At 28.3% G+C, this 24,047-nt stretch carries 22 protein-coding genes; 16 read left to right on the forward strand and 6 right to left on the reverse strand.

Annotation, left to right across the window (positions count from 1 at the left end; all coding sequences use genetic code 11):
* Positions 1 to 114 precede the first annotated feature (114 nt).
* From BX611_RS05985 to BX611_RS06020, 8 genes are all read left to right on the forward strand, one after another.
* Positions 115 to 2,913: a prolyl oligopeptidase family serine peptidase gene (locus tag BX611_RS05985; RefSeq protein ID WP_115879195.1), complete on the forward strand. Its 2,799-nt coding sequence runs from the start codon at positions 115 to 117 to the stop codon at positions 2,911 to 2,913.
* A 9-nt stretch (positions 2,914 to 2,922) separates the two neighbouring features.
* Entirely contained in the window at positions 2,923 to 3,399 is a 477-nt protein-coding gene (locus BX611_RS05990; protein ID WP_115879197.1) for a hypothetical protein, read from the forward strand.
* Between the two features lie 96 nt (positions 3,400 to 3,495).
* Positions 3,496 to 5,049 carry a DEAD/DEAH box helicase gene (locus tag BX611_RS05995; RefSeq protein ID WP_240324918.1) on the forward strand — a complete coding sequence of 518 codons (1,554 nt, stop codon included), beginning with the start codon at positions 3,496 to 3,498 and terminating at the stop codon, positions 5,047 to 5,049.
* Positions 5,050 to 5,173: 124 nt separating this feature from the next.
* Positions 5,174 to 5,725 (forward strand): RNA polymerase sigma factor, encoded by a 552-nt coding sequence (locus BX611_RS06000; RefSeq protein WP_162879980.1) that lies wholly within the window; start codon positions 5,174 to 5,176, stop codon positions 5,723 to 5,725.
* A gap of 47 nt (positions 5,726 to 5,772) precedes the next feature.
* Entirely contained in the window at positions 5,773 to 6,222 is a 450-nt protein-coding gene (locus BX611_RS06005; protein ID WP_147296401.1) for a hypothetical protein, read from the forward strand.
* Positions 6,223 to 6,316: 94 nt separating this feature from the next.
* Positions 6,317 to 6,802: a hypothetical protein gene (locus BX611_RS06010; RefSeq protein WP_115879203.1), complete on the forward strand. Its 486-nt coding sequence runs from the start codon at positions 6,317 to 6,319 to the stop codon at positions 6,800 to 6,802.
* A 64-nt stretch (positions 6,803 to 6,866) separates the two neighbouring features.
* On the forward strand, positions 6,867 to 7,736 hold the full coding sequence (locus BX611_RS06015) for a hypothetical protein (protein WP_115879205.1): 870 nt from the start codon (positions 6,867 to 6,869) through the stop codon (positions 7,734 to 7,736).
* Between the two features lie 131 nt (positions 7,737 to 7,867).
* Positions 7,868 to 8,779: an EamA family transporter gene (locus BX611_RS06020; RefSeq protein ID WP_115879207.1), complete on the forward strand. Its 912-nt coding sequence runs from the start codon at positions 7,868 to 7,870 to the stop codon at positions 8,777 to 8,779.
* Positions 8,780 to 8,864: 85 nt separating this feature from the next.
* Here the strand turns inward: BX611_RS06020 and BX611_RS06025 are convergent, their stop codons facing one another.
* Positions 8,865 to 10,052 (reverse strand): hypothetical protein, encoded by a 1,188-nt coding sequence (locus tag BX611_RS06025; protein ID WP_115879209.1) that lies wholly within the window; start codon positions 10,050 to 10,052, stop codon positions 8,865 to 8,867.
* Between the two features lie 206 nt (positions 10,053 to 10,258).
* Here BX611_RS06025 and priA point away from each other — a divergent pair, with 206 nt between their 5' ends.
* The 6 genes from priA (at position 10,259) to BX611_RS06055 (ending at position 17,738) form a co-directional block, all read left to right on the forward strand.
* Entirely contained in the window at positions 10,259 to 12,700 is a 2,442-nt protein-coding gene (gene priA / locus BX611_RS06030; RefSeq protein ID WP_162879993.1) for a replication restart helicase PriA, read from the forward strand.
* 172 nt (positions 12,701 to 12,872) lie between these two features.
* Positions 12,873 to 13,217 carry a 30S ribosomal protein S6 gene (gene rpsF, locus BX611_RS06035; RefSeq protein WP_115879213.1) on the forward strand — a complete coding sequence of 115 codons (345 nt, stop codon included), beginning with the start codon at positions 12,873 to 12,875 and terminating at the stop codon, positions 13,215 to 13,217.
* A gap of 5 nt (positions 13,218 to 13,222) precedes the next feature.
* Positions 13,223 to 13,516 (forward strand): 30S ribosomal protein S18, encoded by a 294-nt coding sequence (gene rpsR, locus BX611_RS06040; protein ID WP_089377153.1) that lies wholly within the window; start codon positions 13,223 to 13,225, stop codon positions 13,514 to 13,516.
* Between the two features lie 14 nt (positions 13,517 to 13,530).
* Positions 13,531 to 13,980, forward strand: coding sequence for a 50S ribosomal protein L9 (rplI, locus tag BX611_RS06045; protein ID WP_115879215.1), 450 nt, complete (start codon positions 13,531 to 13,533; stop codon positions 13,978 to 13,980).
* A 107-nt stretch (positions 13,981 to 14,087) separates the two neighbouring features.
* Entirely contained in the window at positions 14,088 to 17,207 is a 3,120-nt protein-coding gene (locus BX611_RS06050) for a TonB-dependent receptor (RefSeq protein WP_115879217.1), read from the forward strand.
* A gap of 60 nt (positions 17,208 to 17,267) precedes the next feature.
* Positions 17,268 to 17,738 carry a DUF6495 family protein gene (locus tag BX611_RS06055; protein WP_115879219.1) on the forward strand — a complete coding sequence of 157 codons (471 nt, stop codon included), beginning with the start codon at positions 17,268 to 17,270 and terminating at the stop codon, positions 17,736 to 17,738.
* Here the strand turns inward: BX611_RS06055 and BX611_RS06060 are convergent.
* The gene (locus BX611_RS06060) at positions 17,716 to 18,402 is read right to left on the reverse strand and encodes an SIR2 family NAD-dependent protein deacylase (RefSeq protein WP_115879221.1); all 687 of its coding nucleotides are present in this window, start codon (positions 18,400 to 18,402) and stop codon (positions 17,716 to 17,718) included. The two genes, BX611_RS06055 and BX611_RS06060, sit on opposite strands and share 23 nt — an antisense overlap.
* Positions 18,403 to 18,535: 133 nt before the next feature.
* Between BX611_RS06060 and BX611_RS06065 the strand changes: the two genes are divergently transcribed.
* A complete protein-coding gene (locus BX611_RS06065; RefSeq protein ID WP_115879223.1) occupies positions 18,536 to 19,213 on the forward strand; it encodes a TrmH family RNA methyltransferase in 678 nt (225 codons plus the stop codon).
* On the opposite strand, the gene BX611_RS06070 is transcribed toward BX611_RS06065, so the two are convergent.
* The 4 genes from BX611_RS06070 to porX are packed head-to-tail and all read right to left on the reverse strand — an operon-like array spanning position 19,206 to position 22,751.
* Complete coding sequence (locus BX611_RS06070; protein ID WP_115879225.1) at positions 19,206 to 19,580, reverse strand: hypothetical protein; 375 nt, start codon at positions 19,578 to 19,580, stop codon at positions 19,206 to 19,208. The genes BX611_RS06065 and BX611_RS06070 overlap by 8 nt on opposite strands.
* Before the next feature lies 1 nt (position 19,581).
* A complete protein-coding gene (locus BX611_RS06075) occupies positions 19,582 to 20,784 on the reverse strand; it encodes an alanine dehydrogenase (protein WP_115879227.1) in 1,203 nt (400 codons plus the stop codon).
* A complete protein-coding gene (tsaE, locus tag BX611_RS06080; RefSeq protein WP_115879229.1) occupies positions 20,777 to 21,193 on the reverse strand; it encodes a tRNA (adenosine(37)-N6)-threonylcarbamoyltransferase complex ATPase subunit type 1 TsaE in 417 nt (138 codons plus the stop codon). The genes BX611_RS06075 and tsaE overlap by 8 nt, the downstream gene beginning before the upstream one ends.
* A gap of 7 nt (positions 21,194 to 21,200) precedes the next feature.
* A complete protein-coding gene (gene porX / locus BX611_RS06085; protein WP_115879231.1) occupies positions 21,201 to 22,751 on the reverse strand; it encodes a T9SS response regulator signal transducer PorX in 1,551 nt (516 codons plus the stop codon).
* Positions 22,752 to 22,793: 42 nt separating this feature from the next.
* Between porX and BX611_RS06090 the strand changes: the two genes are divergently transcribed.
* The gene (locus tag BX611_RS06090) at positions 22,794 to 24,023 is read left to right on the forward strand and encodes an HD domain-containing protein (RefSeq protein ID WP_115879233.1); all 1,230 of its coding nucleotides are present in this window, start codon (positions 22,794 to 22,796) and stop codon (positions 24,021 to 24,023) included.
* Positions 24,024 to 24,047: the final 24 nt, after the last annotated feature.

Raw genomic sequence — 24,047 nt, forward strand, 5'->3', positions numbered from 1 at the left:
ATTGTTCAATATCAACTTAATATTTAGTTTAAAACGCTTATTATTTTCTTTGTAATTATCCAATTTTAATTATCAACTATTATTATATTTATGCCTTCAATCTAAATTCTTATTATGAAAACATTTTTTACGTGTCTTTTAGTTTTAATTTCATTTACAATAGTTGCTCAAAAAAAAATATTAGATCATAAAGATTTTGATACTTGGAACAGAATAAATAATCAAAAAATCTCACCTGATGGAAATTATATTATGTATGCACTTGAAAAGGGTGAAAAAGATAGTTATATAAAAATAAAAAATAAAAAAGGACAATCTATTTATGAACACGAAAGAGCAGAAAAAGGGGAATTTACTTACAACTCTAATTTTGCTTTATTTACTATAAAGCCTTGGAAAGATAGTGTTAAAGAATTAAAGCGTGAAAAGGTGAAAAAGAATAAATTACCTAAAGATTCCTTAGCAATTTATAATATTAACAAAAGTTTGCTTTCAAAAATAGGGAATGTAAAATCGTATAAAAGTCCAGAAAAATGGGAAGGTTTTATAGCGTATTTACTTGATGAAGTTAAAGCTGTAAAAAAAGAAGACGATTCTACCAAAACAGCAACTAAAAAGAAAAATAAAAAGAAATCTAAAAAAGTTAGTAAAGATAATGGCTATCATCTGGTTTTAAGAGATTTAAATACTTCAAAACAAGATACTTTTAAATTTGTGTTAGATTATATTTTTGCAAAAGAAGGTAAACGTTTGGCTTTTACAACAACGGGGTTAGATTCTACTGTAAAAGCTGGTGTGTATGTGTTAAACCTAGAAAATAATAAATTAATACCAGTTTTTGAAGCTGAAAAGGCAAAATATTTTCAATTGAACTTTAGTGATTCAGGTAAAAATTTAGGTTTTGTTGCCGATTTAGATTCTACAAAAGTGCAGGTAAGACCAAATGGATTGTACTACTGGAATGAAGCTAACGGAAAAGCACAAAAACTTTTAGATCAAACAACAGCTCCAAATGGTTATAGAGTTTCTTCAGATGGAAGTATTAACTTTTCAAAAGATGAAACTAAACTGTATTTTGGATTAGCAAAACCTCCAATTGTAAAGGATACAACTTTGTTAGATGAAGAAATTGTAAACGTTGAAGTTTGGACTTATGATGAGCCAAGGCTTTATACCGTTCAAGAGTTGCAAGTAAAAAATGACACTAAAAAGTCGTATTTAACTGCTATTCAGATTAACAATAATAATAAATTGGAACAACTAGGTTCAACAGAATATCCGTATGCTACTATTGGCGATGAAGGAAATTCGGATATTGTTTTGGTAAGTAATTCATTACCGTACCAATTAGAAAGTCAGTGGACAGGAAATACTGCAAGAGATTATGCTATTGTAAATGCAAAAACAGGTGAATTATCTAAAATTTTAACAAAAGTAAGCGGTCGCGTAAGTTTAAGTCCAAAAGGAAATTATGCGTATGGTTATAATACCGTTGATAGTACTTGGTTTACCTATAATTTAGTTAATAAAAAACTAACAAATCTTACAAAAGGAAAGGTTTTTTATAACGAATTAAATGATTCTCCTGTGAACCCGAGATCTTACGGTTCAGCTGGATGGACTGAAAACGATACTTCAATTTTGTTGTATGATAGATTTGATATTTGGGAATTTAATCCAGAAAATGGTTCTGGCAAAAAATTAACAAACGGAAGGGAAGCTAAAACGCGTTACAGGTATTTAAAACTAGATAGTGAAGAACGCTTTTTAAATAGTAATGAAAATTGGTTGTTACAAACTTTTAATGAAACAACTAAAAATTCAGGATATTTTGAGTTCAATCCTAAAAATAATAAGGGAAAACTTTTAATTTCAGACTCTTATAGGTTTTCTACACCTATTAAAGCCAGAGAAAATAAGCAAGTTATTTTTACAAAACAAAGTTTTGAGAAATTTCCAGATATTATTTATTCAGATTTAAGTTTTAAAAAACAAACTAAAATAAGTAATGCAAACCCACAGCAAATTGAATATAATTGGGGTACTGCAGAATTGGTTAAATGGACTAGCTTAGATGGGGAAGAATTAACAGGAATGTTAATAAAACCAGAAAATTTTAATCCGAATAAAAAATATCCAATGATTGTTAATTTTTATGAAAAAAGTTCTGATGGAATTTTTAGCCATAAAGCTCCATCACCGGGAAGATCAACCATAAATTATAGTTTTTATGCAAGTAGGGGTTACTTAATTTTTAATCCAGATGTTAATTATAAAATTGGATACCCTGGTGAAAGTGCATATAGTTGTGTAATTCCGGGTATTACTTCTCTTATTGAAAAAGGTTTTGTAGATAAAGATAATATTGGTGTACAAGGACATAGCTGGGGAGGTTACCAAATAGCTTATTTAGTTACAAAAACTAATATTTTTAAAGCAGCAGAATCTGGTGCACCTGTACCAAATATGATTAGTGCTTATGGTGGAATAAGATGGTGGACTGGTTTAAGCAGACAGTTTCAGTACGAGCATACACAAAGTAGAATAGGAGGTACGCCATGGGAATATCCTGCACGTTATGTTGAAAATTCACCTATTTTTAATATTGATAAAATAAATACACCACTATTAATTATGCATAATGATGCTGATGGTCATGTACCTTGGTATCAAGGGATTGAATTTTTTGTTTCGCTTAGAAGATTAGGAAAACCTTCTTGGTTTTTAAATTATAATGGAGAACCGCATTGGCCGTTAAAAATGCAAAACAGGAAAGATTTTAATATTAGGATGCAACAATTTTTTGATTACTATTTAAAAGGTGCTCCAAAGCCAGTTTGGATGAAAAGAGGTGTGCCTGCGATAGAAAAAGGTATCAATCAAGGGTTGGAGTTACTTCCAAAGGTTGAATAGTATAGTTTAATGAAAACAGCCACTGTTAAAGAAATAAAGACCGAATTAAAGCATTGTTCATCATCGGAATTAATAGCGCTTATTTTAAGGTTATCTAAGTTTAAAAAAGAAAATAAAGAGCTGTTAACATATTTGCTATATGAATCATCAAACGAAGATGCATATATTTCAGGCATAAAGACTGAAGTAGATAAATTATTTAGTGAAATAAATACATCCAGTTATTATTTTATAAAAAAAAGTGTCCGTAAAATCTTAAGAATTGTTAAAACCTATATTCGCTATTCTAAAAAGAAAGAAACTGAAGTAGCATTATTGATTTATTTTTGCGTACAATTAAATAAGGTTAAACCTTCAATAAAGTATAATACAACGCTTCAAAATTTATATTTGAGACAGGTTCAATTAATAAAAAAAAACATAGCTACTTTACACGAAGATTTACAGTACGATTACTCAATTGAATTAGAAAAATTAAATATTTAATAAGGGGGTGTTTTTAACTAATTAAAATAATTTATGTCAAAAAGTTTTCTAAAACTCAATAAAGACTGTATTTTTGTGAGTTTTTAAATTATAAATGTGACTTTAAGTACTACTGAATTAGAAGAAAAAAAAACTGGTAAGGAATTATATCACTATCAGAAAGAAGCTATTACTAAAATTTTCAAAAGATTTGAAGAAGCTCCAGATGATTATCATTTGCTTTTTCAACTTCCCACTGGTGGAGGAAAAACCGTAATCTTTTCAGAATTAGTACGCCAATACCTAAAACATCATAAAAGTAAAGTTTTAATATTAACCCATAGAATTGAATTGTGTAAGCAAACGTGCTCTATGCTTTCAGATTTTGGAGTAGTAAATAAAGTAATAGATAGTAAAGCTAATTTGGATAATCATAAAGATTATTCTTGTTATGTGGCTATGGTTGAAACCTTAAATAATAGGCTGAATGATAATAAATTAGATATTTCAGATATTGGTTTGGTTATTATTGACGAAGCACATTATAACTCCTTTACAAAACTATTTAAATTTTTTGAAAAATCTTTTATTTTAGGTGTAACAGCAACTCCTTTAAGTTCAAATATTCAGTTACCTATGACTGATAATTATGAAGAACTTATTATTGGTGAATCTATAGAAACACTTATAAAAAACAATTTTTTAGCCCAAGCTAAAACCTACTCATACAATGTTGGTTTAACATCTTTAGTAGTAGGAATGAACGGTGATTATACTGTAAAATCTTCAGATGATTTGTACACCAATAGCGAAATGTTAGGAAAATTGATACAAGCTTATGAAGAACGTTCTTTAGGTAAAAAAACATTAATTTTCAATAATGGAATTAATACTTCTATAAATGTTTTTGAAGCCTTTAAGTCAGCAGGTTATTCAATTATGCATTTAGATAATACTGCCACTAAAAAAGAACGTGAATTTATTTTAAGATGGTTTAAAAAAACACCCAATGCAATTTTAACTTCAGTAAGTATTTTAACAACCGGTTTTGATGAGCCTACTGTAGATACTATTATACTAAATAGGGCAACAAGATCGTTAACCTTGTATTATCAAATGATTGGTAGAGGATCTCGAATATTAAAAGACAAAACAACTTTTAACGTAATAGATTTAGGGAATAATTTTCATCGTTTTGGTATGTGGGGTGCACAAGTAAATTGGCAAAAAATATTTAAGTATCCAAGTTATTATTTAGATAATTTGTTGTCTGATGAAGATTTAGAAGATAATTTCAGGTATGAAATGCCTGATGAATTAAAAGCTAAATTTTCAAAAACAGAAGAAGTATTTTTTAATATTAAGAAGGTATATACTGAGGCCATAAAAATTGGAGAATCTTCAAAAGTAGTTTTATCTAGGTCAATTGAGCAACACGCAAAAATTTGTGCAGAAAACAGTGAAGATGTTTATGATGCTTTAATATTAGCCAATTTATTAGGCGATGATATAGATTATAGAGTGCAACAATATTTAAAATGTATTTGTAAAAGCACCAATAGTTTTACAGATTGGCTGAAAACAGATTATAGACAAAAATTAAGAGCCTTTTTATTAGCTAATTTTGATAGCTTATTTGAAGAAATTAATGGATTTCCACCAGAAGATTAAATTATTTACAGTTTAATAATAAACTTTTTTATAAATTTAATGTCAAAGTACATAGAAACGAATCGTTTTTATTAATTGTAACTTAAAACTGCAATTATATTTCTTAATTTAAAGAAATGTTATTTTGACAAACGAAGCAGAATTTATTAATGCCTTAAAAGATAATAAACAAAAAGATAAGGCTTTTAAAATGTTGTTGGATACTTACCAAGAACGTTTGTATTGGCATATCCGTAAATTTGTAATTTCACACGAAGATGCTGATGATGTGCTTCAAAATACATTTATTAAAGTATATAAAAACCTTCATAACTTTAAACAAAACAGCTCATTACATACCTGGATGTTTAGAATTGCATATAACGAATCTATGAATCAGTTATATAAAAATGGTAAAATTAAATTTTTGGATATTGAAGATCAAAATGAGAACTCAATAAATAAGTTACAAGCAGATTCTTATTTTGAAGGGGAAGAAATACAAATTCGTTTACAAGAGGCTATTTTAAAGCTTCCAAAAAAACAGCAAGAAGTTTTTAAGATGAAATACTTTGATGATTTAAAATTTCGTGAAATTTCTGAAATTTCAGGGGTAAATGAAGCCACATTAAAATCAGCATATTATGCTGCAGTAAAAAGTATTGAAGAATTTATGACCCGTTTACAAACTATTTAATAAAAATAGAGTCTAATAATAAAATGAGTACTAATAAAAAAAATAATATGAAATTTAAAGATGATTTTATTAAATCTAGTTTATTAGATAAAATAAAGGATAATACTTTAGGTGAAAATCATAAGGAAGAGTTAGGTTTTGAAATTCCTGAAAATTATTTTTCAAAATCTAAATTAGAAATTCAACAAAAAGTATTCACCAAAAAAACAGGAATTTTTAATTTAACTTCTAAACAGCTGAAATTTAGGATTCCAATGGCAGCAGCAATTGCATTATTATTTACATTGGCAGTTTTTAAATTTAATTCAACTTCTGAACTTAAAAATTTACCAAATATAGTTTTAGATAGTATTAAAGATATTCAACCTAATGAATTTAAGAATCATAATAATTTGGTGTATGAAGATATCGCAATTGAATCTCTTTTTATTAATGATGAAGACGTTGATAAATACTTAGAAGACTATGTTTTTGAAAGTTTAGTGATTGAAAATTAAAGTAAAAATAATTAGAAATGAACTTTTGCTCAATTTTACAGTCTAAGTAGTGAACGTTCAATAAAAAAAGTAGAATTTTAAAAAACAAAACAAAATGAAATCAATAAAATTTTTCACAGTATTAGTAGTTACATTAATTATGAGTTTACCTAATTCTTTTGCTCAAAATAATAACGGTAATGGAAACGGTGTTAAAGGTAACAGTGAAGTTATGCAAAACCTTACCCAAGAGCAAAAAGAAATGTTACAAGCACAAAAACAGTTGCTTAAAGAAAATAGGGAAGCATTTAAAGCCAGTTTAAATGAAGCTCAATTAGCAATTTTAAACGATGCAAATCTTACTAGAGAAGAAAGGCAAGCAGCTTTAATGCAATCTCTTTCAGAAGAGCAAATGAGTTTATTAGCTCAAAACAAAGAAATTGCACAGCAAAACAAGCAAATGTTCAGGGCATCTATTTCAACAGAACAACGTCAACAAATTAGATCCAAACTTAGAGAAAACAGATCAACTCAAGATGGAAATGAATTGCGCGAAACTGTTAGGGAGCAAAGAAAACAAAGAAGAAATAAAAGCAATTAATTGAATAAATTTACTATCAAATAATAAGCAGCTAAAAATTTAGCTGCTTATTTACATTTTAACTATGAAAAACTATTTACTATTTATTTTTAGCTTTTTATTTTCATTAATAGTATCTGCACAAGAACCTAAAAAAGATAACATTGATGAATTTCTTGATGATATTTTACTCCAAGAAGATAAAGTAATTGATCAACTTTTGGAATCATTAAACAATTTTGAATTTATTTATTTAAATTTAAATTATAATTCAAATACTTATTTTTCAGGTAGAGATATTGATTATGATCAATACAATATAACTCCACAAATAACCTATGTAAATTCGAAAGGATTTTATGCTGGTGTTGCAGGTAATTATTACAGTGAATTTTATCCAAAATGGGATGCAACAATAGTATTATTAGGGTATAGTAAACATATTGGTAAATCTAAAATATTCAAATATAATATTAGCTATTCAAAATATTTTTATGCGAACGAACTGGATAATATTTATAGTAACACTGCTAATTTAGGATTTAATGCAATTAATAAAAATAAAAATATAGGTACATATATAACAGGTTCCTATTTTTTTGGAGATAAACAATCTTACCAAATTTCTTCTAGAACTTTTGTTTCATTAGACTTATTAAAATCTAATAATCTAAAAATTAAATTTAGACCACAACTTAATATTATTGCTGGTAAACAAACTATTGAACTTGCACGAACAACATCAATTGACGGTATAGAAAACACAGAATATATTGAAAACAATGTTTTTGATTTAATTAATACGCAAGTAAATTTACCATTACAATTAACATACAAATCTTTTGATATTGAACTTGGTTATAACCATAATTTTCCAAACCCTATTGGTACAGAAACAAGTTTAAAAACAACAGGTTTTTTTAATATTTCTTTAGGTTATTTATTTGATTTATAGTTATTTATATTCTCTATTAAAATATTTTTTATTAAGTTGTCAAAATTAGATAACTAAAAATTATAACTTCAATTTGTTTTGCTTAATATTGAGCTTTCAAATAAGGCTCAACATTAATATAATTTTACTCGATGAAGTGCAACAATAAAGTGCTTATAATTTTATCGTTTTTCTCAATTTATTTTATCTGGGGTTCAACATATTTACTAAATAAAATTGCTGTTACGGAATTGCCTCCTTTTATGCTGGTATCATTTAGATTTATATTAGCAGGTATCTTAATTTTTATAATTTCAAAGTTTTTAAAATTTAAATTGTCAATTACTTTAAAACAATTTTTAAACGCTTCCATAGCAGGGTTTTTGTTTTTGGCTTTTGGTAATGGGGTAATTGTTTGGGCTTTAAAATATGTTGACAGTGGTTTTGCAGCACTTGAAATATCGGCTCAACCTCTTATTGTAATATTGCTTATGCGTTTTATTGAAGGTAAAAGAATTCAGTCAATGTCAGTTATTGGTGTTGTTTTAGGTATTATTGGAATCTATTTATTAATAAGTCAAAAACAATTAATAAGCCAGGAAGGTATGCTAACGGGAATGGTTATGATATTTGTTTGTATGATAAGTTGGGCTTATGGAAGTTTATTTGTTTCAAAAGCAGATTTACCTCCAAATTTCTTTGTAAATACTGGTTATCAAATGATTTCAGGGGGAGTAATGTTGCTATTTGCAAGTCTTTTATTTAAGGAGCAATGGATTCCAATAACAGATTGGAGTAATAAAGTGCAATTTTCTATGATAGCTTTAATAATTGGTGGTATTGTAGCTTTTACATCATTTAATTATTTACTTAGAACAGTTTCTCCAGAGAAAGTAGCAACTTCTACTTATGTAAATCCTGTAATTGCATTATTACTTGGTTGGTATTTTTTGAATGAACAAATTACATTTCAATCAATAATTGCAGCAATTGTGCTTTTAACGGGAGTCTATTTTATAAATACTAAGAAAAAACTTGTAGTATACTCAAGATTTAAAAAATAAATTATTTCTAATAATATTTATTATATAAAAAATAAAAAAGCCTTACATTTCTGTAAGACTTTTTATTAATAATTATTTCAAATTATTATCCTCTTCTTTTTCTTGTATTATTAGTACTAGATTGTTCTTTTTTAACAGGTTTTCTAGTTACTTGTTTTGTTGTATTTCTTTTTTCCTGAACTCTAGCAGATTTGCGAACTTGTGTATTTTTGGTTCTATTTTGAGCAATACCCTTATTTCTATTTACCGAACTATTACTTGTATTCCTTTGTTGCGCTTTTCTAACAGGTGTTCTATTTGTTACTTTAGCTTTGTTTTCAATATTCCTATTTTGAGATCGGTTATTTACTGAGTTATTTCTGTTTGTAACTGAACGATTTTGCCTATTTGTTCTATTGTTTACAGCACTGTTTGGAGTTCTCTTTTGAATAGTATTAGAGCGATTTGTAATTGCTCGTGAATCTCTACTGGTTCTATTAGTACTAGTATTTCTATTCTCAGTTCTATTTCTGTTTACGTGTGTATTTGAATTTACACGATTTTCATTTCTGTAGGTAACATTATCATTTCTTCTTTTAGGAATATTAGTCGCAACACGTTGTCTGTTATTATTTTTAGAGTAGGTATTGTTTCTACTATAATACTTATTGTTATTATAATATTTGTTTCTAGAATGATCTCTATAATATGTATACCTGTTTGCTTTATAATGATTCCTATAAGGTTTATAACTTACAATTCTAAAATCAAATAAAGGTCTAACAAAATAATTATGATATGGGTGGTATGCATAATTTCTGTTGTACATATTTATATAACCTGAATAGTGAGAGTAAGAACCATAACTATCATAATAAACTCTTAACCCACCTAATCTAACTAACCTGCCATTATTGTAATTAATGTTTATATTTCCAACTCTTTCAACCCTGCCATAATAATCATAATAAATAGGAATATTTTCTATTTGAATTATTGCTCCAAAGTCATCATATTGAACATATGCATCATAATTATAACCGGAGTTATAACTTATATTTATTCCATTTCCTTGATAACTGGCATTAAATCCGTTACGTGGGTTAATGTAAAAATCAAATTCCCCATTTTGAAAAACAGAAAATGTAACACCATTTTCAACAAAAGTGAATGAATTTCCATAATTATTATAATATGGATTTAAGGTTGTTGAATTTAAATTAGTTGTGTTTGAAGCTATAGCTCCTAAGCTTACTAATAAAAATGTTGCGAATAAAAATAATTTGTTTTTCATAATATTGGGTTTTAATTGTTAATACTAAATATGCTGGTTAGCATTATACATTTTTGTAATTACAAACAACGTGCCATAATTTTACTTAATTTTTAGTTGATTGAATATCAGCATTTTAAAATAATTTTAACTAAAAGTTGGAATTTTAAGGGTTTAAAATATTCAAATAATTATTTTTGTAGTAACTATTAAATCTATCAATTACCATTAATTATATAAACGTAATATTACCAATTCCACTTCAAAAGTTATTTACCTATAAAATAACTGAAGCAGAAGCAACTTTTTTAAAGCCTGGTATGCGTGTAGCTGTAGAATTTGGAAAATCAAAAATATTTACTGCATTAGTTTATGAAGTTCATAAAACAGCACCAATAGGTTATGAAGCCAAGGAAATTCATCAAATTTTAGATGAAACTCCAATAGTGAATGAAATTCAATTAAAACATTGGGATTGGATTGCGAGTTATTATATGTGCTCTTTAGGTGAAGTATTTAGAGCCGCATTGCCTTCTGCTTTTTTATTAGAAAGTGAAACAGAAATCCAATTAGTTACAGGTTTTTCTAAAGAAAATGAACTTTCCGATGATGAATTTTTAATTTTTGAAGCATTACAGCACCAATCTCAAATTTCTATTTTTAAAATTATTGAAATATTAGGTAAAAAATCTGTATTTCCCATTATTAAAGAGTTGATTGAAAAAAATGTAATTGTTGTAAAAGAACAAATTTATGAACAATATAAACCTAAATTAGTAAAATATATTCGTTTAACTGATAAGTGGAATTCAAATGATAAGCTTGCTGAATTATTAAATTTATTGAATAGAGCTAAAAAGCAACGAGCACTAATTTTAAGCTTTTTTCAATTGCAGTCGGCAAAGAAACCAATTAAAGTTTCTAAACTTCAAGACACCTCAAATTGTTCTATTGCAGTTATAAAATCTTTAGTTGATAAAGGTATTTTTGAATATTATTATATTCAGAAAGATAGAATTAATTTTAATGGGAAATCATCTGAAATAAAAGAGTTAACCAGCTATCAGGAAACTGCCTATTCAGAAATTAAAGATACTTTTAAAACAAAACAAGTAACACTATTAAAAGGAGTTACAAGTAGTGGTAAAACAGAAATATACGTAAAGTTAATTAAAGAATTACTTAAGGAAGGGAAACAAGTACTTTATCTACTTCCCGAAATTGCATTAACGGCACAATTAATAGAAAGATTACAATATTATTTTGGTGAATATTTATCTGTATTTCATTCAAAATATTCAATGAATGAACGTGTTGAAGTATGGAATAATGTTTTGGCAAATAAACAAAAAGCACAGCTTATTTTAGGTGCCAGATCGTCATTATTTTTACCTTTTTCTAATATTGGTTTAATTATAGTTGATGAAGAACACGAACCTTCATTTAAACAGTATGATCCTGCTCCACGTTATCATGCAAGAGACGCTGCAATTGTATTAGCAAAAGAATACAATGCAAAAGTTTTAGTTGGTTCGGCAACTCCAAGTATTGAAACGTATTTCAATGCCCAACAGGGAAAATATGGTTTGGTTGAGTTAAATAGGAGGTTCGGAGATGTTTTATTACCTGAAATTGAACTGGTGGATATAAAAGAAAAGCACCGAAAAAAAAGAATGAAAGGTCATTTTTCTGATCGTTTAATTGAAATGATTACGGATGCATTAAATGAAAAGGAACAAGTTATTTTATTTCAGAACAGGAGAGGATTTGCTCCTGTTGTGGAATGCGAAACATGTTGTGTTTCACCGCAATGTCCTCAGTGCGATGTAAGTTTAACTTTTCATAGCTTTAGAAATGAATTACGCTGCCATTATTGTGGTTATAAACAAGCAATGCCACATAATTGCAGAGCGTGTGGTAGTGAAAAATTAAATACCAAAGGTTTTGGAACGGAACAAATAGAGCTTGAATTACAGCAGTTATTTCCAGATTCCAATATTGGAAGGATGGATTTAGATACAACGCGTGGAAAGTATGGTTATCAAAAAATTATTGGTCAGTTTGAGGCTCAAGAAATTGACATTTTAGTAGGTACTCAAATGCTTTCTAAAGGATTGGATTTTGCAAATGTTTCGTTAGTTGGAATCTTAAACGCTGATAATATGCTAAATTTTCCTGACTTTAGATCACATGAACGCAGTTATCAATTAATGGTGCAAGTTGCAGGTAGGGCAGGTAGAGCACAAAAAAGAGGGAAAGTGGCAATACAAACCTTTAATCCTTACCATCAAATATTACAGCAGGTTTCAACAAATTCCTATGAGGAAATGTTTAAAGAGCAGCTTGATGAACGTTGGCAATATCATTATCCGCCTTTTTATAGAATAATTAAAATAATTTTACGACATAAAGATTTTAATAGAGTTGAAGAAGGTGCAAATTGGTTAGGTAAATCTTTAGTTTCAATATTTAAAGAGCATGTTTTAGGACCTACAACTCCTGGAATTTCTAAAATCCGTAATTATTACATCAGACATATTATTATTAAAATTCCACAAAAACAGTCCTTAGGAGTTACCAAAAATAACATTATTCGAGTTAAAAATTCATTCCAGGCTATTAAGGAATTCCGATCAATTAAGTTTAACATTGATGTTGATAATTATTAGTCTAAATGTATTCAAAAGATAAAATTTCACTCAATTACACACATAAATACCTGATAACTAATGCATGATACTAATTATTGTATTCAGGTGTTTTTTTACAAAATTAGTACTTGTCAATTAAGTAAATAACTGTATATTTGCACCCTTAAAAGTAAATTTAAAATAAACAATTATGAATCATTACGAAACTGTTTTCATTTTGAATCCCGTTTTATCTGATATCCAGATAAAGGAAACAGTAAAGAAGTTCGAAGACTATCTTGTTTCCAAAGGTGCCGAAATGATCTCAAAAGAAGATTGGGGGCTAAAAAAATTAGCTTACACAATTCAAAACAAAAAAAGTGGTTTTTATCACTTATTTGAGTACAAAGTTGATGGACAAACAATTAATCCATTTGAACTAGAATTTAGAAGAGATGATAGCGTTATGCGTTATTTAACTGTAAGTTTAGATAAACATGCAGTGGCTTGGGCTGAAAAAAGAAGAGAAAGAGTTAAATCAACATCTAAAAAATAAGAGCTATGTCTATAGAACAACAAGCAAAAGGAGGAAAACAAGGTGAGGTTCGTTACCTAACTCCATTAGATATTGACACTAAACAAGTAAAAAAATACTGTCGTTTTAAAAAGAACGGTATCAAATATATTGATTATAAAGATGCTGATTTCTTGTTATACTTAGTAAATGAACAAGGTAAAATTTTACCTCGTCGTTTAACAGGAACATCATTAAAATTTCAACGTAAAGTTTCTGTTGCTATTAAAAGAGCACGTCACTTAGCTTTAATGCCATACGTTGGCGATATGTTAAAATAAAACTGAAAGGAATCATGGAAATTATATTAAAACAAGACATAGAAAACTTAGGTTTTATAGATGATGTTGTTACTGTAAAAAATGGATACGGACGTAACTATTTAATTCCTCACGGATTTGCAGTATTAGCGACAAGTTCAGCAAAAAAAGTATTAGCAGAAACTTTAAAGCAACGTGCTTTTAAAGAAGAAAAGTTAATAAAAGATGCAACTAAAATTGCTGATGCAATAAAAGAATTAGAAATTAAAATCACTGCTAAAACTGGTGATGGTACAAAATTATTCGGTTCTGTAAATAACGGAAATGTATCAGAAGCATTAGCTGCTGCTGGTCATGAAGTTGATAAGAAATTTATTAAAGTTGAAGGTGGAAACATTAAAAGACTTGGAAAATACAACACTTCTATAAGATTGCATAGAGCAGTTGTTATAGAATTACCTATTGAAATTATAGCTGAAGCATAGTAATTAACAATAGAAAGTTAATAAACTTATTAAAAGCTCACTTATACAGTGAGCTTTTTTTTTATTTTTAATAATCAAAAATTAACTCAAATTTTAACAAAAAACAAATGAAAAAACAATTACTATTTACATTGTTAATCACTTTATTTTATGTTGCTACAGGTTTTTCACAAGTAACAACATCTAAAATTCAAGGTGTAGTTACTGATGACACTTCAGCCGGTTTATTTGGCGCAAATGTAGTTGCAAAACACGTTCCTACAGGTACAATTGCAGGTACAATGACATTGGAAGAAGGAAGATTTTCTTTACCAAACTTACGGGTAGGTGGACCCTATACCATAACTTTTAGTTTTGTTGGTTTTAAAACAGTAGAGTATACAGATGTTTATTTAGATTTAGGTAAAACATTTGACTTAAATGTAAAAATGACTAATGAAAGTGAACAATTAAGTGAAATTGTAATTACCGGTGGTAGAAATTCAACCTTTAATAATGATAGAACTGGAGCAGAAACTAGTGTTGGTAAAAGAGAATTAACTAATTTACCAACAATTTCAAGATCTGCTTCTGATTTTACACGTTTAGATCCTTCTGCTTCAGGTGGTTCGTTTGGTGGGAGAAACGATCAGTTTAATAATTTCACGTTAGATGGCTCAATTTTTAATAATCCTTTCGGATTAGATGCTGCAACTCCTGGTGGACAAACTGATGCTCAACCAATTTCATTAGATGCTATTGAACAAATTAGTGTTTCTACAGCTCCTTATGATGTAACTTTATCTGGTTTTACTGGTGCTTCAATTAATGCCGTTACAAAAAGTGGTACTAATAAAGTTTCAGGAACCGTATATGGTTTTTTTAGAAATCAGGATTTAACTGGTGGTAAAATTAAAGGCGAAAGTATATTTGTTCCAAAATTAGAACAAAAACAATACGGTTTTAGCATTGGTGCTCCAATTATAAAAGACAAATTATTTGTTTTTGCAAATTTTGAAAAAGATGAAAGATCAGATCTAGGTCAATCTTGGCTTCCAAATAGAAATACAGGTGCTATAAATGAATCTAGAGTTTCAGTTGACGATTTAATGACTGTTCAGTCTGCTTTAAGAAGTATTGGATATGAACCTGGTGAATATGAAGGTTATTTACACAACTCTGAGAGCACAAAAGGGATTCTAAAATTAGATTGGAATGTAAATGAAGACAATCGTTTAGCTATAATTTATAATTTTTTAGATGCTTCAAAAGATAAAACTGCGCACCCTACAGCTTTAGGATTTAGAGGTCCGAATTCTCAAATTTTACAATTTGAAAATGCGGGTTATGAAATAAACAATAAAATTCAATCATTACTGGTTGAATTAAATTCAACATTAGCTGATAATGTTACCAATAAATTACAAGTTGGTTATACGCATTTTGATGATTTTAGAAATGCAAAATCTACTCCAATGCCTGCTTTTAGAATTCAGGATGGTAGTGGAGGAAATTATATAGTTGCAGGGCACGAACCTTTTTCTATTCATAACACGTTAGATCAAAAAGTATTTCAATTAACCAATAATATGAATATTAGTAAAGGAAACCATAATTATACAATTGGTTTTTCTTTTGAAAAGTTTCAATTTGATAATTCATTTAATTTAGGAGCTTATGGATATGGAGATGCTAGAGGTTATGTAGGTGCTTTCTTTGGAGATTTTGCAAATATGGGAGCATTTAACGATGCTATTGCAAATGGGTTTTTAGCAGATGCAATGGCAGCTGCAGAAGGTATTTACGCTACAAATAACGCAAATGACTCTTGGGCTTTAGCTGAGACAAATGTTGGTCAAATGGCATTTTATTTACAAGATGAGTGGAATGTAAATGACAATTTTAAATTGGCTTATGGTGTAAGATTTGACAAACCTTTATTCTTTGATTCTGCTGAAAAGGCACAAGAAGTAATTGATAGAGGAGCAGTATATGTTCCAGAAATACCATACATTGATCCTGCAACAGGAGAAACTGTTTTCTTTGATTCAACAAAAATGCCAAATAATAATTTCTTAATTTCACCAAGAGCTGGATTTAATTGGGATGTTAATGGAGATAAAACAATGCAGTTAAGAGGAGGAACAGGTTTGTTTACAGGTCGTTTTCCTTTTGTATGGTTAGGAAACCAAATTGCTAACCCAAATGTTTATTATTATCAAGTTGTTGATCCAGATTTTAAATTTCCACAAGTTTGGAGAACTAGTTTAGGTGCAGATAAAAAATTAGAAAATGGTATAGTACTTACTACAGATTTGTCTTATACTAAAGATATTAATGGAGCACATGTTCAAAATTGGGGGTTAAACAATCCTTCTGGAACTCTTTCAGGTGTTGATAACAGAAGAGTATATACCGCTTCTGATAAAGGAAATACTGCGTATGTATTTACAAATTCAGATAAAGGAAGAACATTTAATGCAACGTTTAAAGCTCAAAAATCTTTTGTAAATGGTTTATATACAAGTTTAGCGTATAACTATTTAAATTCTAAAGACGTAAATTCTATTGAAGCTGAAATTACTGGAGATGCATTTGATTTTAACCCAGTTCTTAGTAATGCTAATGATGCTACTTTGGCTTATTCTAAATATGGAGATACGCATAGAGTTTTAGGGATTGTTAGTAAAAACTGGAAGTATGGTGCCGATGATAAATGGGGAACTACAATTTCTACTGTTTTTGAATATGCGCAAGGAGGAAGATTTAATTATACCTATGCAGGAGATATAAACAATGATGGATCTTCATTAAACGATTTAATATATGTACCAACTTCATCTGAAATTGGCCAAATGCAATTCTCTGGTGCTGGTCAAGCTGAAGCTTTTGAACAATTTATTCAACAAGATGATTATTTAAGTGGAATAAGAGGAGAATATGTTGAACGTTATGGTGCTTTAGCTCCTTGGAGAGGAAGATGGGATGTTAAAGTATTACAAGATTTAAAAGTTTCAGAAGATAATTCATTACAGTTTAGTATTGATATTTTGAATTTTGGTAATTTAATTAGTTCAGACTGGGGCTTAGTTCAACAGCCAAATGCTGTACAACCAATTGGTGTGTCTGTAGATGAAACAGGAACTCCAACATATACATTTAGTTCAGATTTAAAAGATACTTTTGTGTATGATGCTAGTTTATTATCTAGGTGGCAAGTGCAGTTTGGATTGCGTTATACGTTCTAAATTTAAAAAAATAGTATATTTGAACCGCCCAATTAGGGCGGTTTTTTTATTCCTTAAAATATGAAATACAGACAATTAACAAAAGAACAGCTTTTAGAATTACCCAAGGAATTTTCTGCATTTTTGGCAACTCAACAAATTGATGCAAAAGAGTGGGAAAGCATTAAAAAAGAGAAACCAACAATGGCTGAAGAAGAATTAAATATTTTTAGCGATGTTGTTTGGGAAGATGTTTTATCCAAAACGGAATATTTAGAGCATATTTCTGAAAATGACATTAATTTATTTAAATGTACTTCAAAAGAAATTATTAGAATTTACATTAAATTGAATGATAAATCAAGAAGCTTTTTAAATTATGAAGATTTTAAATGGTTTATTAATAATCCAATTAGTAATAGTATAGATTACTTTAAAGCTGCTAAAAAATATACAAAAGAGCGTAATTCAGAAATTTTTCAACTAATTGAAATGGGAAGTGTAATTTCTAAAGGGGAACTTTTTAAATCTATAAGTCAATTAATTCAGTAACTACTTTTACAACTCCAACAGAAGCTTTTTCAGCTAAAACAGTTAAGTTTTTGAAATAGTTTTTTTGTATTGATGGTTTTGGATCAATAAAATAAACGGGTATTTTGGGTTTTATAAAATGTATCAAATTTGCTGCAGGATAAACCTGCATAGAAGTTCCAATTATAATTAAAATATCTGCTTTTGAAGTTATTTCAATAGCATTATCAAATAGAGGTACAGCTTCACCAAACCATACAATATGAGGCCTTAATTGTGAATTTTCTTCGCAAAAATCACCTATTAATAAATCTTTTTCCCAATTATAAATTAACGCAGGATTTTTAATACTTCTAACCTTTAATAATTCTCCATGCAAATGTAATACGTTTTTACTACCAGCTCTTTCATGTAAATCATCAATATTTTGAGTAATTATATCTACCTGGTATTTTGCTTCCAGTTTTACCAAAGACTTGTGAGCTAAATTTGGTGAAACCTGAATTAATTGTTTTCTTCTTTTGTTATAAAAGTTTAATACTAATTGCTTGTTTTTTTGCCAACCAATTGGCGAAGCTACTTCCAAAATATCATGACCTTCCCATAGTCCATTTGCATCTCTAAAAGTGTTAATTCCACTTTCAGCGCTTATTCCTGCTCCGGTAAGTATTACAATCCTTTTCATTTAGATATATTTTCACCAACCTGTTTTTTTTAATTATTCATTTCGGTTGGAAGTATTTAATTTTTAAGAAATGCCCATTATATGCATTCATTAATCAAAAGTAAAATTTTATCTTTGAAAAAATACAATTTAAATGGTTGATCAAAAATATATTGAATTTTTAGAACAATTTGTAACTGAAAAAAGAAGAAATTTATTTCAAGAAGTTTTGGAAAATAGGACTAGACATTTTACGGTAGCAATAGAAGATATTTTTCAACCACATAATGCAAGTGCCATTGTAAGAAGTTGTGATGTGTTTGGTTTACAAGATTTACATGTTATTGAAAGTAAATATGAATTTTACGCTTCAAGGTTAGTTGCAAAAGGAGCTCAAAAATGGATAGATTTTAACATGTACAATCAAAAAGATACAAATAACACATTAAATTGTATAGATAATTTACGGTCAAAAGGGTATAAAATTATTGCGACAACACCACACAACGATTCTTGTTTGTTACAAGATTTTGATATTTCTCAAAAATCAGCTTTCTTTTTTGGAGTTGAAAAACAAGGACTTTCAAAAGATGTTATGGATAATGCAGATGGTTTTTTAAAAATTCCAATGGTTGGTTTTACTGAAAGTTTAAATATTTCAGTTGCCGCGGCAATTATTCTTCAAAATATGAATGAAAAGCTTAAAAAATCAGCTATAGATTGGAAACTTACAGAATATGAGCGAACTGAAAAATATCAGGAATGGCTAGAAAAATCAATAAAAAGTATCAAAAAAATTAAAGCAAAATATTATTACGAAATTTCTAGTTAATACTTATACTTTTAATTATTGCTGAAGAATTACAGTTAATTACTGTTAAAGTAATGTTTTTTAATTCCTTTTTTCCTTTTATATTATATTGGTATAAACAACTATCCAATTTTATTTTATTCATTAAATCTACATTTCCATTCTTAAGAATTTGTGAAATAATAACTGTATCAATTTCTGAAGAAGTATTTAAAATTTTAAGAGCATCTTCGGAGAAGATTCTTTCTTTAACTCTAAGGGTTTTTAGTACGCGAGCATTTGGACCATAATCAAAAGAAGTATTTTTTTTACCAAATACAAATATTACAATAATAATTCCAATAGTTAATCCGCCTAAAAAAAAAGGTAATCGTTGTTTAAAAGTCATATTACAAAAATAGTAAATTTATATCTCTAAATGGGATATTAAACCAGTCTGCAACTGTTTTATTAGTTAAAATTCCGTGGTAAAAATACATTCCTTTTTGCAAACTTTTGTCAAAACGCACAGCATTTTCAAATCCACCTTCTTCAGCTATATTTGAAAGGTAAGGAGTAAAAATATTACTTATTGATACAGAGGCAGTTCTGGAATATCTAGATGGTATATTTGGAACACAATAATGAATAACTCCATATTTTTCAATAGTTGGATTTTTATGTGTTGTAACTTCAGAAGTTTCAAAGCATCCACCTCTATCAATACTTACGTCAACAATTACGGATCCTGTTTTCATTTGTTCAACCATTTCTTCAGTAACAAGAACTGGGGAGCGAGAGTTTCCTCTTACAGCTCCAATAGCTATATCGCACCTCATTAATGCTTTTTGCAGGGTTTTAGGCTGTATTGTTGAAGTGTAAATTGGTCGCCCTAAATTATGTTGTAAACTTCTTAGTTTGGTTAAAGAGTTGTCGAAAACTTTTACATTTGCACCTAATCCAATTGCTGAACGAGCTGCAAACTCAGCAACAGTACCAGCGCCTAGAATTACAACTTCAGTAGGAGGAACCCCACTAATATTCCCTAATAGCAATCCATTTCCTGCATTATCTTTACTCATCATTTCTGCGGCAATTAAAATTGATGCAGTTCCGGCTATTTCACTTAAAGATTTTACAACTGAATAAATACCGTGTTCATCTCTAATATAATCAAACGCAACAGCTGTAATACGTTTGCTAGCAAGTGCTTCAAAATATTTTTTTGATTGTGTTTTTAGTTGAAGCGCTGAAAACAGTATACTTTGTGGATTTATTAATTTAATTTCATCTAAAGATGGCGGTTCTACTTTTAAAATAATATGGCATGCAAAGACTTCTTTAACATCATAAGAGATTTTTGCACCAGCTTCTGAATATTCATTATCAGAAAAATTTGCCCCTTCACCTGCACCAGTTTCTATAATAAATTTATGACCTTGATTGGTTAAAGCAGCAACTGCATCCGGAGTTAAACAAACTCGTTTTTCCTGATAATGTGTTTCTTTGGGTATACCAATAACAAGTTCTCCTTTTTGTTTAATAACTTCTAAGGTTTCCTCTTGTGGTATTAGCTCATGTTTGCTAAATGGTGAAGTAATTTTTTTACTCATTATTTATAACCTCTATAGTTCTTAGTTGATTGCTATTTTGTGTAATTGTAATATTTACTGACTTTAAAGGTACTAAATTTTCAACTTTATTTGGCCATTCTACTAAACACCAGTTATTACTATAAAAGTATTCTTCAATTCCCATATCCAAAGCCTCTTCTTCATTTTCAATTCTGTAAAAATCGAAATGAAATATTTTTTTATTTTCTGTAGTACAATATTCATTAACCAAAGAAAAAGTGGGTGAGCTAACGTTATCTAATACTCCTAACTGTTTAACTATTTCTTTAATAAGGGTGGTTTTTCCAACTCCCATTTCTCCATAAAAAAGCAATACTTTATGTTTTGAATAATTTATAACCTCTTTAGCAATTTCGGGTAATTGTTGTAAAGTGTAGTTTTTAATCATAAATAAACTATTTTGGTACAAATATAGCACAAGGAATTATCATTTCCTCTAAAGAAATACCACCATGTTGGTAGGTGTTTCTATAATATTTTACAAAATGATTATAATTATTAGGATATGCAAAAAAGTAATCTTCTTTTGCAAAAATAAAAGAACTATTCATATGCAGTGAAGGAAGTAAAATATCTTTTGGATTTTTAACTGCATATACTTCTTTTTCTTCAAACGAAAGGCTTTTACCTGTTTTGTATCTTAAATTTGAACTGATATTTTTGTCTCCAATTACTTTTGAAGGTGTTTTTGAATTAATGGTACCGTGGTCTGTTGTTATAATTAATTTTAAACCTAATTTTTGTGATTTTTGAATCATTTCTAATAAAGGTGAGTTTAAAAACCAACTATTTGTTAAAGATCTGTATGCTTTATCATCACTTGCTAATTCTTTAATAACTTCCATTTCTGTTTTTGCATGAGAAATCATATCAACAAAATTATAAACAATAACAGTTAAATCATTTTCTTTAATTGAATTGAAATTATCTGATAATTGTTTACCGGATTTTAAATTGGTAATTTTGTAATATTCAAATTTAAGAGGCTCTCTAAGTCGTTGTAATTGAGCTTCTAAAAATTCTTTTTCATATAAATTCTTACCACCTTCATCGGTATCATTTTTCCATAAATCAGGATGTTTTTGCTCCATTTCCAAAGGCATTAATCCAGAAAAAATTGAGTTTCTTGCATATTGGGTTGCAGTTGGTAAAATAGATAAATAAGGAACTTCAACTTGCTTTTTGTAATATTTATCAATGGTTTTTTCTATAATATTATATTGATCATAGCGTAAGTTATCAATTACAACTAAAAGTGTTCCTTTTGAATTTTTAACTTCAGGTAAAATTATTTCTTTAAATAAATTATTTGATAATACAGGAGCATCTTCAGCATTATGTATCCAATCTTGATAGTTCTTTTTAATGAATTTAAAAAACAGTGAATTTGCTTCTTGTTTTTGACTTTCAAGAATTTCAATCATTCCAGAGTCATTTATATTCTCAAGTTCCAACTCCCAGTATACAAGCTTTTTATAAATATCAATCCATTCTTCATAAGAATTTACCATTGCTAAATCCATAGCAATTTTTCTAAATTCCTGTTGATAATTTGAAGTTGTTTTTTCGGATACTAAACGAGAATGATCTAAATTCTTTTTTAAACTTAGTAAAATTTGATTCGGATTAACAGGTTTAATCAAGTAATCTGCTATTTTATTTCCAATAGCATCTTCCATAATATATTCTTCTTCACTTTTAGTAATCATAACAACTGGAAGATTTGCATGTTTACTTTTGATTTCAGATAATGTTTCTAAGCCACTTAAACCTGGCATATTTTCGTCTAAAAAAACAATATCATAATTATTTTCGTTACATAAATCAATAGCATCAGCGCCATTATTGCATTTTGTAACTGCATATCCTTTTTTTTCTAAAAATAAAATATGTGGTTTTAGTAAATCAATTTCATCATCCACCCATAAAATACTTATTTCACTCATATTGTTTGTTATCTTTGTAATACTATTAATAAATAAATTGTTTTGAACGAAAAAAAAACGAACAAACTTAAAATATTAAACGATCCAATCTACGGATTTATTTTGATTCCTAATGCTTTAATATTTGACTTGATTCAACATTCTTATTTTCAGCGTTTAAGAAGGATTTCACAAATGGGATTATCACATTTAGTATATCCAGGAGCGCATCATACAAGGTTTCATCATGCACTAGGATGTATGCATTTAATGCAAAAAGCAGTACGAATATTAAAATTTAAAGGTGTTGAAATTTCTGATGAAGAGGCAAATGCACTTTATATAGCCATTTTATTACATGATATTGGGCATGGACCGTTTTCACATGCATTAGAACAAAGTATTGCTACTGGAATTCATCATGAAGCTATTTCTTTGAAATTTATGGAGGCTTTAAACGAGGAATTTAAAGGTGAATTATCTTTAGCAATTACTATTTTTAAAGGTGAATATCATCGTAAGTTTTTATATCAATTAATTGCTAGTCAGTTAGATATGGATAGGTTAGATTATTTAAAGCGGGATAGTTTTTATACTGGAGTTTCTGAAGGAAATATTAATTCTGAACGTTTAATTACCATGTTAAATGTTGCGAATGATTATTTGGTTGTTGAAGAAAAAGGTATTTATTCAGTAGAAAAATTTATTGTAGCTCGTCGTTTAATGTATTGGCAGGTTTATTTACATAAAACAGGATTAGGTGCTGAAAAATTATTAGAAAAAGTGTTGGTTCGTGCAAAAGAATTAGTATTAAAAGGTACCAAATTACCAGTAAGCAAAGCCTTTGAATATTTTTTAACTAACCAGATAAATGAAGAGAATTTTACAGATAAAACATTAAAAATGTTTTCAAAGTTGGATGATTATGATGTTTTGGGCTCAATTAAGGAATGGATTTCAAATGATGATTTTATTCTCTCTACACTTTCTGAAAGTTTAATAAATAGAAAATTACCAAAAGTAGAATTACAAAATGAACCCTATTCAAAAGACGAAGTTTTAGCAATAAAAGAGGAAGTTAAAAAAAGGTTTAAGTTAAATAATTCAGAAGTTAATTACTTAGTTTATAATGGTAAAATTAGTAATCAAGCTTACGATTCAACACAAAATACTATAAAGTTGTTATTTAAAAACGGTGAAGTAAAAGATGTTATTAAAGCTTCTGATCACTTAAATATACAAGCACTTTCTAAACCTGTATATAAGTATTATATGTGTTATCCTAAGAAATAGGTATAGTTATTCTTTTTTTTTACT

The organism is Lutibacter oceani (genome assembly GCF_003384935.1).
Classification (GTDB): Bacteria; Bacteroidota; Bacteroidia; order Flavobacteriales; family Flavobacteriaceae; genus Lutibacter; species Lutibacter oceani.

Excerpts from the sequence above, each read along its gene's own strand:
- BX611_RS05985 (WP_115879195.1), top strand. The coding sequence starts at position 115 with ATGAAAACATTTTTTACGTGTCTTTTAGTTTTAATTTCATTTACAATA.
- BX611_RS05990 (WP_115879197.1), top strand. The coding sequence starts at position 2,923 with ATGAAAACAGCCACTGTTAAAGAAATAAAGACCGAATTAAAGCATTGT.
- BX611_RS06005 (WP_147296401.1), top strand. The coding sequence starts at position 5,773 with ATGAAATTTAAAGATGATTTTATTAAATCTAGTTTATTAGATAAAATA.
- BX611_RS06010 (WP_115879203.1), top strand. The coding sequence starts at position 6,317 with ATGAAATCAATAAAATTTTTCACAGTATTAGTAGTTACATTAATTATG.
- BX611_RS06015 (WP_115879205.1), top strand. The coding sequence starts at position 6,867 with ATGAAAAACTATTTACTATTTATTTTTAGCTTTTTATTTTCATTAATA.
- BX611_RS06020 (WP_115879207.1), top strand. The coding sequence starts at position 7,868 with ATGAAGTGCAACAATAAAGTGCTTATAATTTTATCGTTTTTCTCAATT.
- BX611_RS06025 (WP_115879209.1), bottom strand. The coding sequence starts at position 10,052 with ATGAAAAACAAATTATTTTTATTCGCAACATTTTTATTAGTAAGCTTA.
- rpsF (WP_115879213.1), top strand. The coding sequence starts at position 12,873 with ATGAATCATTACGAAACTGTTTTCATTTTGAATCCCGTTTTATCTGAT.
- rpsR (WP_089377153.1), top strand. The coding sequence starts at position 13,223 with ATGTCTATAGAACAACAAGCAAAAGGAGGAAAACAAGGTGAGGTTCGT.
- rplI (WP_115879215.1), top strand. The coding sequence starts at position 13,531 with ATGGAAATTATATTAAAACAAGACATAGAAAACTTAGGTTTTATAGAT.
- BX611_RS06050 (WP_115879217.1), top strand. The coding sequence starts at position 14,088 with ATGAAAAAACAATTACTATTTACATTGTTAATCACTTTATTTTATGTT.
- BX611_RS06055 (WP_115879219.1), top strand. The coding sequence starts at position 17,268 with ATGAAATACAGACAATTAACAAAAGAACAGCTTTTAGAATTACCCAAG.
- BX611_RS06060 (WP_115879221.1), bottom strand. The coding sequence starts at position 18,402 with ATGAAAAGGATTGTAATACTTACCGGAGCAGGAATAAGCGCTGAAAGT.
- BX611_RS06065 (WP_115879223.1), top strand. The coding sequence starts at position 18,536 with ATGGTTGATCAAAAATATATTGAATTTTTAGAACAATTTGTAACTGAA.
- BX611_RS06070 (WP_115879225.1), bottom strand. The coding sequence starts at position 19,580 with ATGACTTTTAAACAACGATTACCTTTTTTTTTAGGCGGATTAACTATT.
- BX611_RS06075 (WP_115879227.1), bottom strand. The coding sequence starts at position 20,784 with ATGAGTAAAAAAATTACTTCACCATTTAGCAAACATGAGCTAATACCA.
- tsaE (WP_115879229.1), bottom strand. The coding sequence starts at position 21,193 with ATGATTAAAAACTACACTTTACAACAATTACCCGAAATTGCTAAAGAG.
- porX (WP_115879231.1), bottom strand. The coding sequence starts at position 22,751 with ATGAGTGAAATAAGTATTTTATGGGTGGATGATGAAATTGATTTACTA.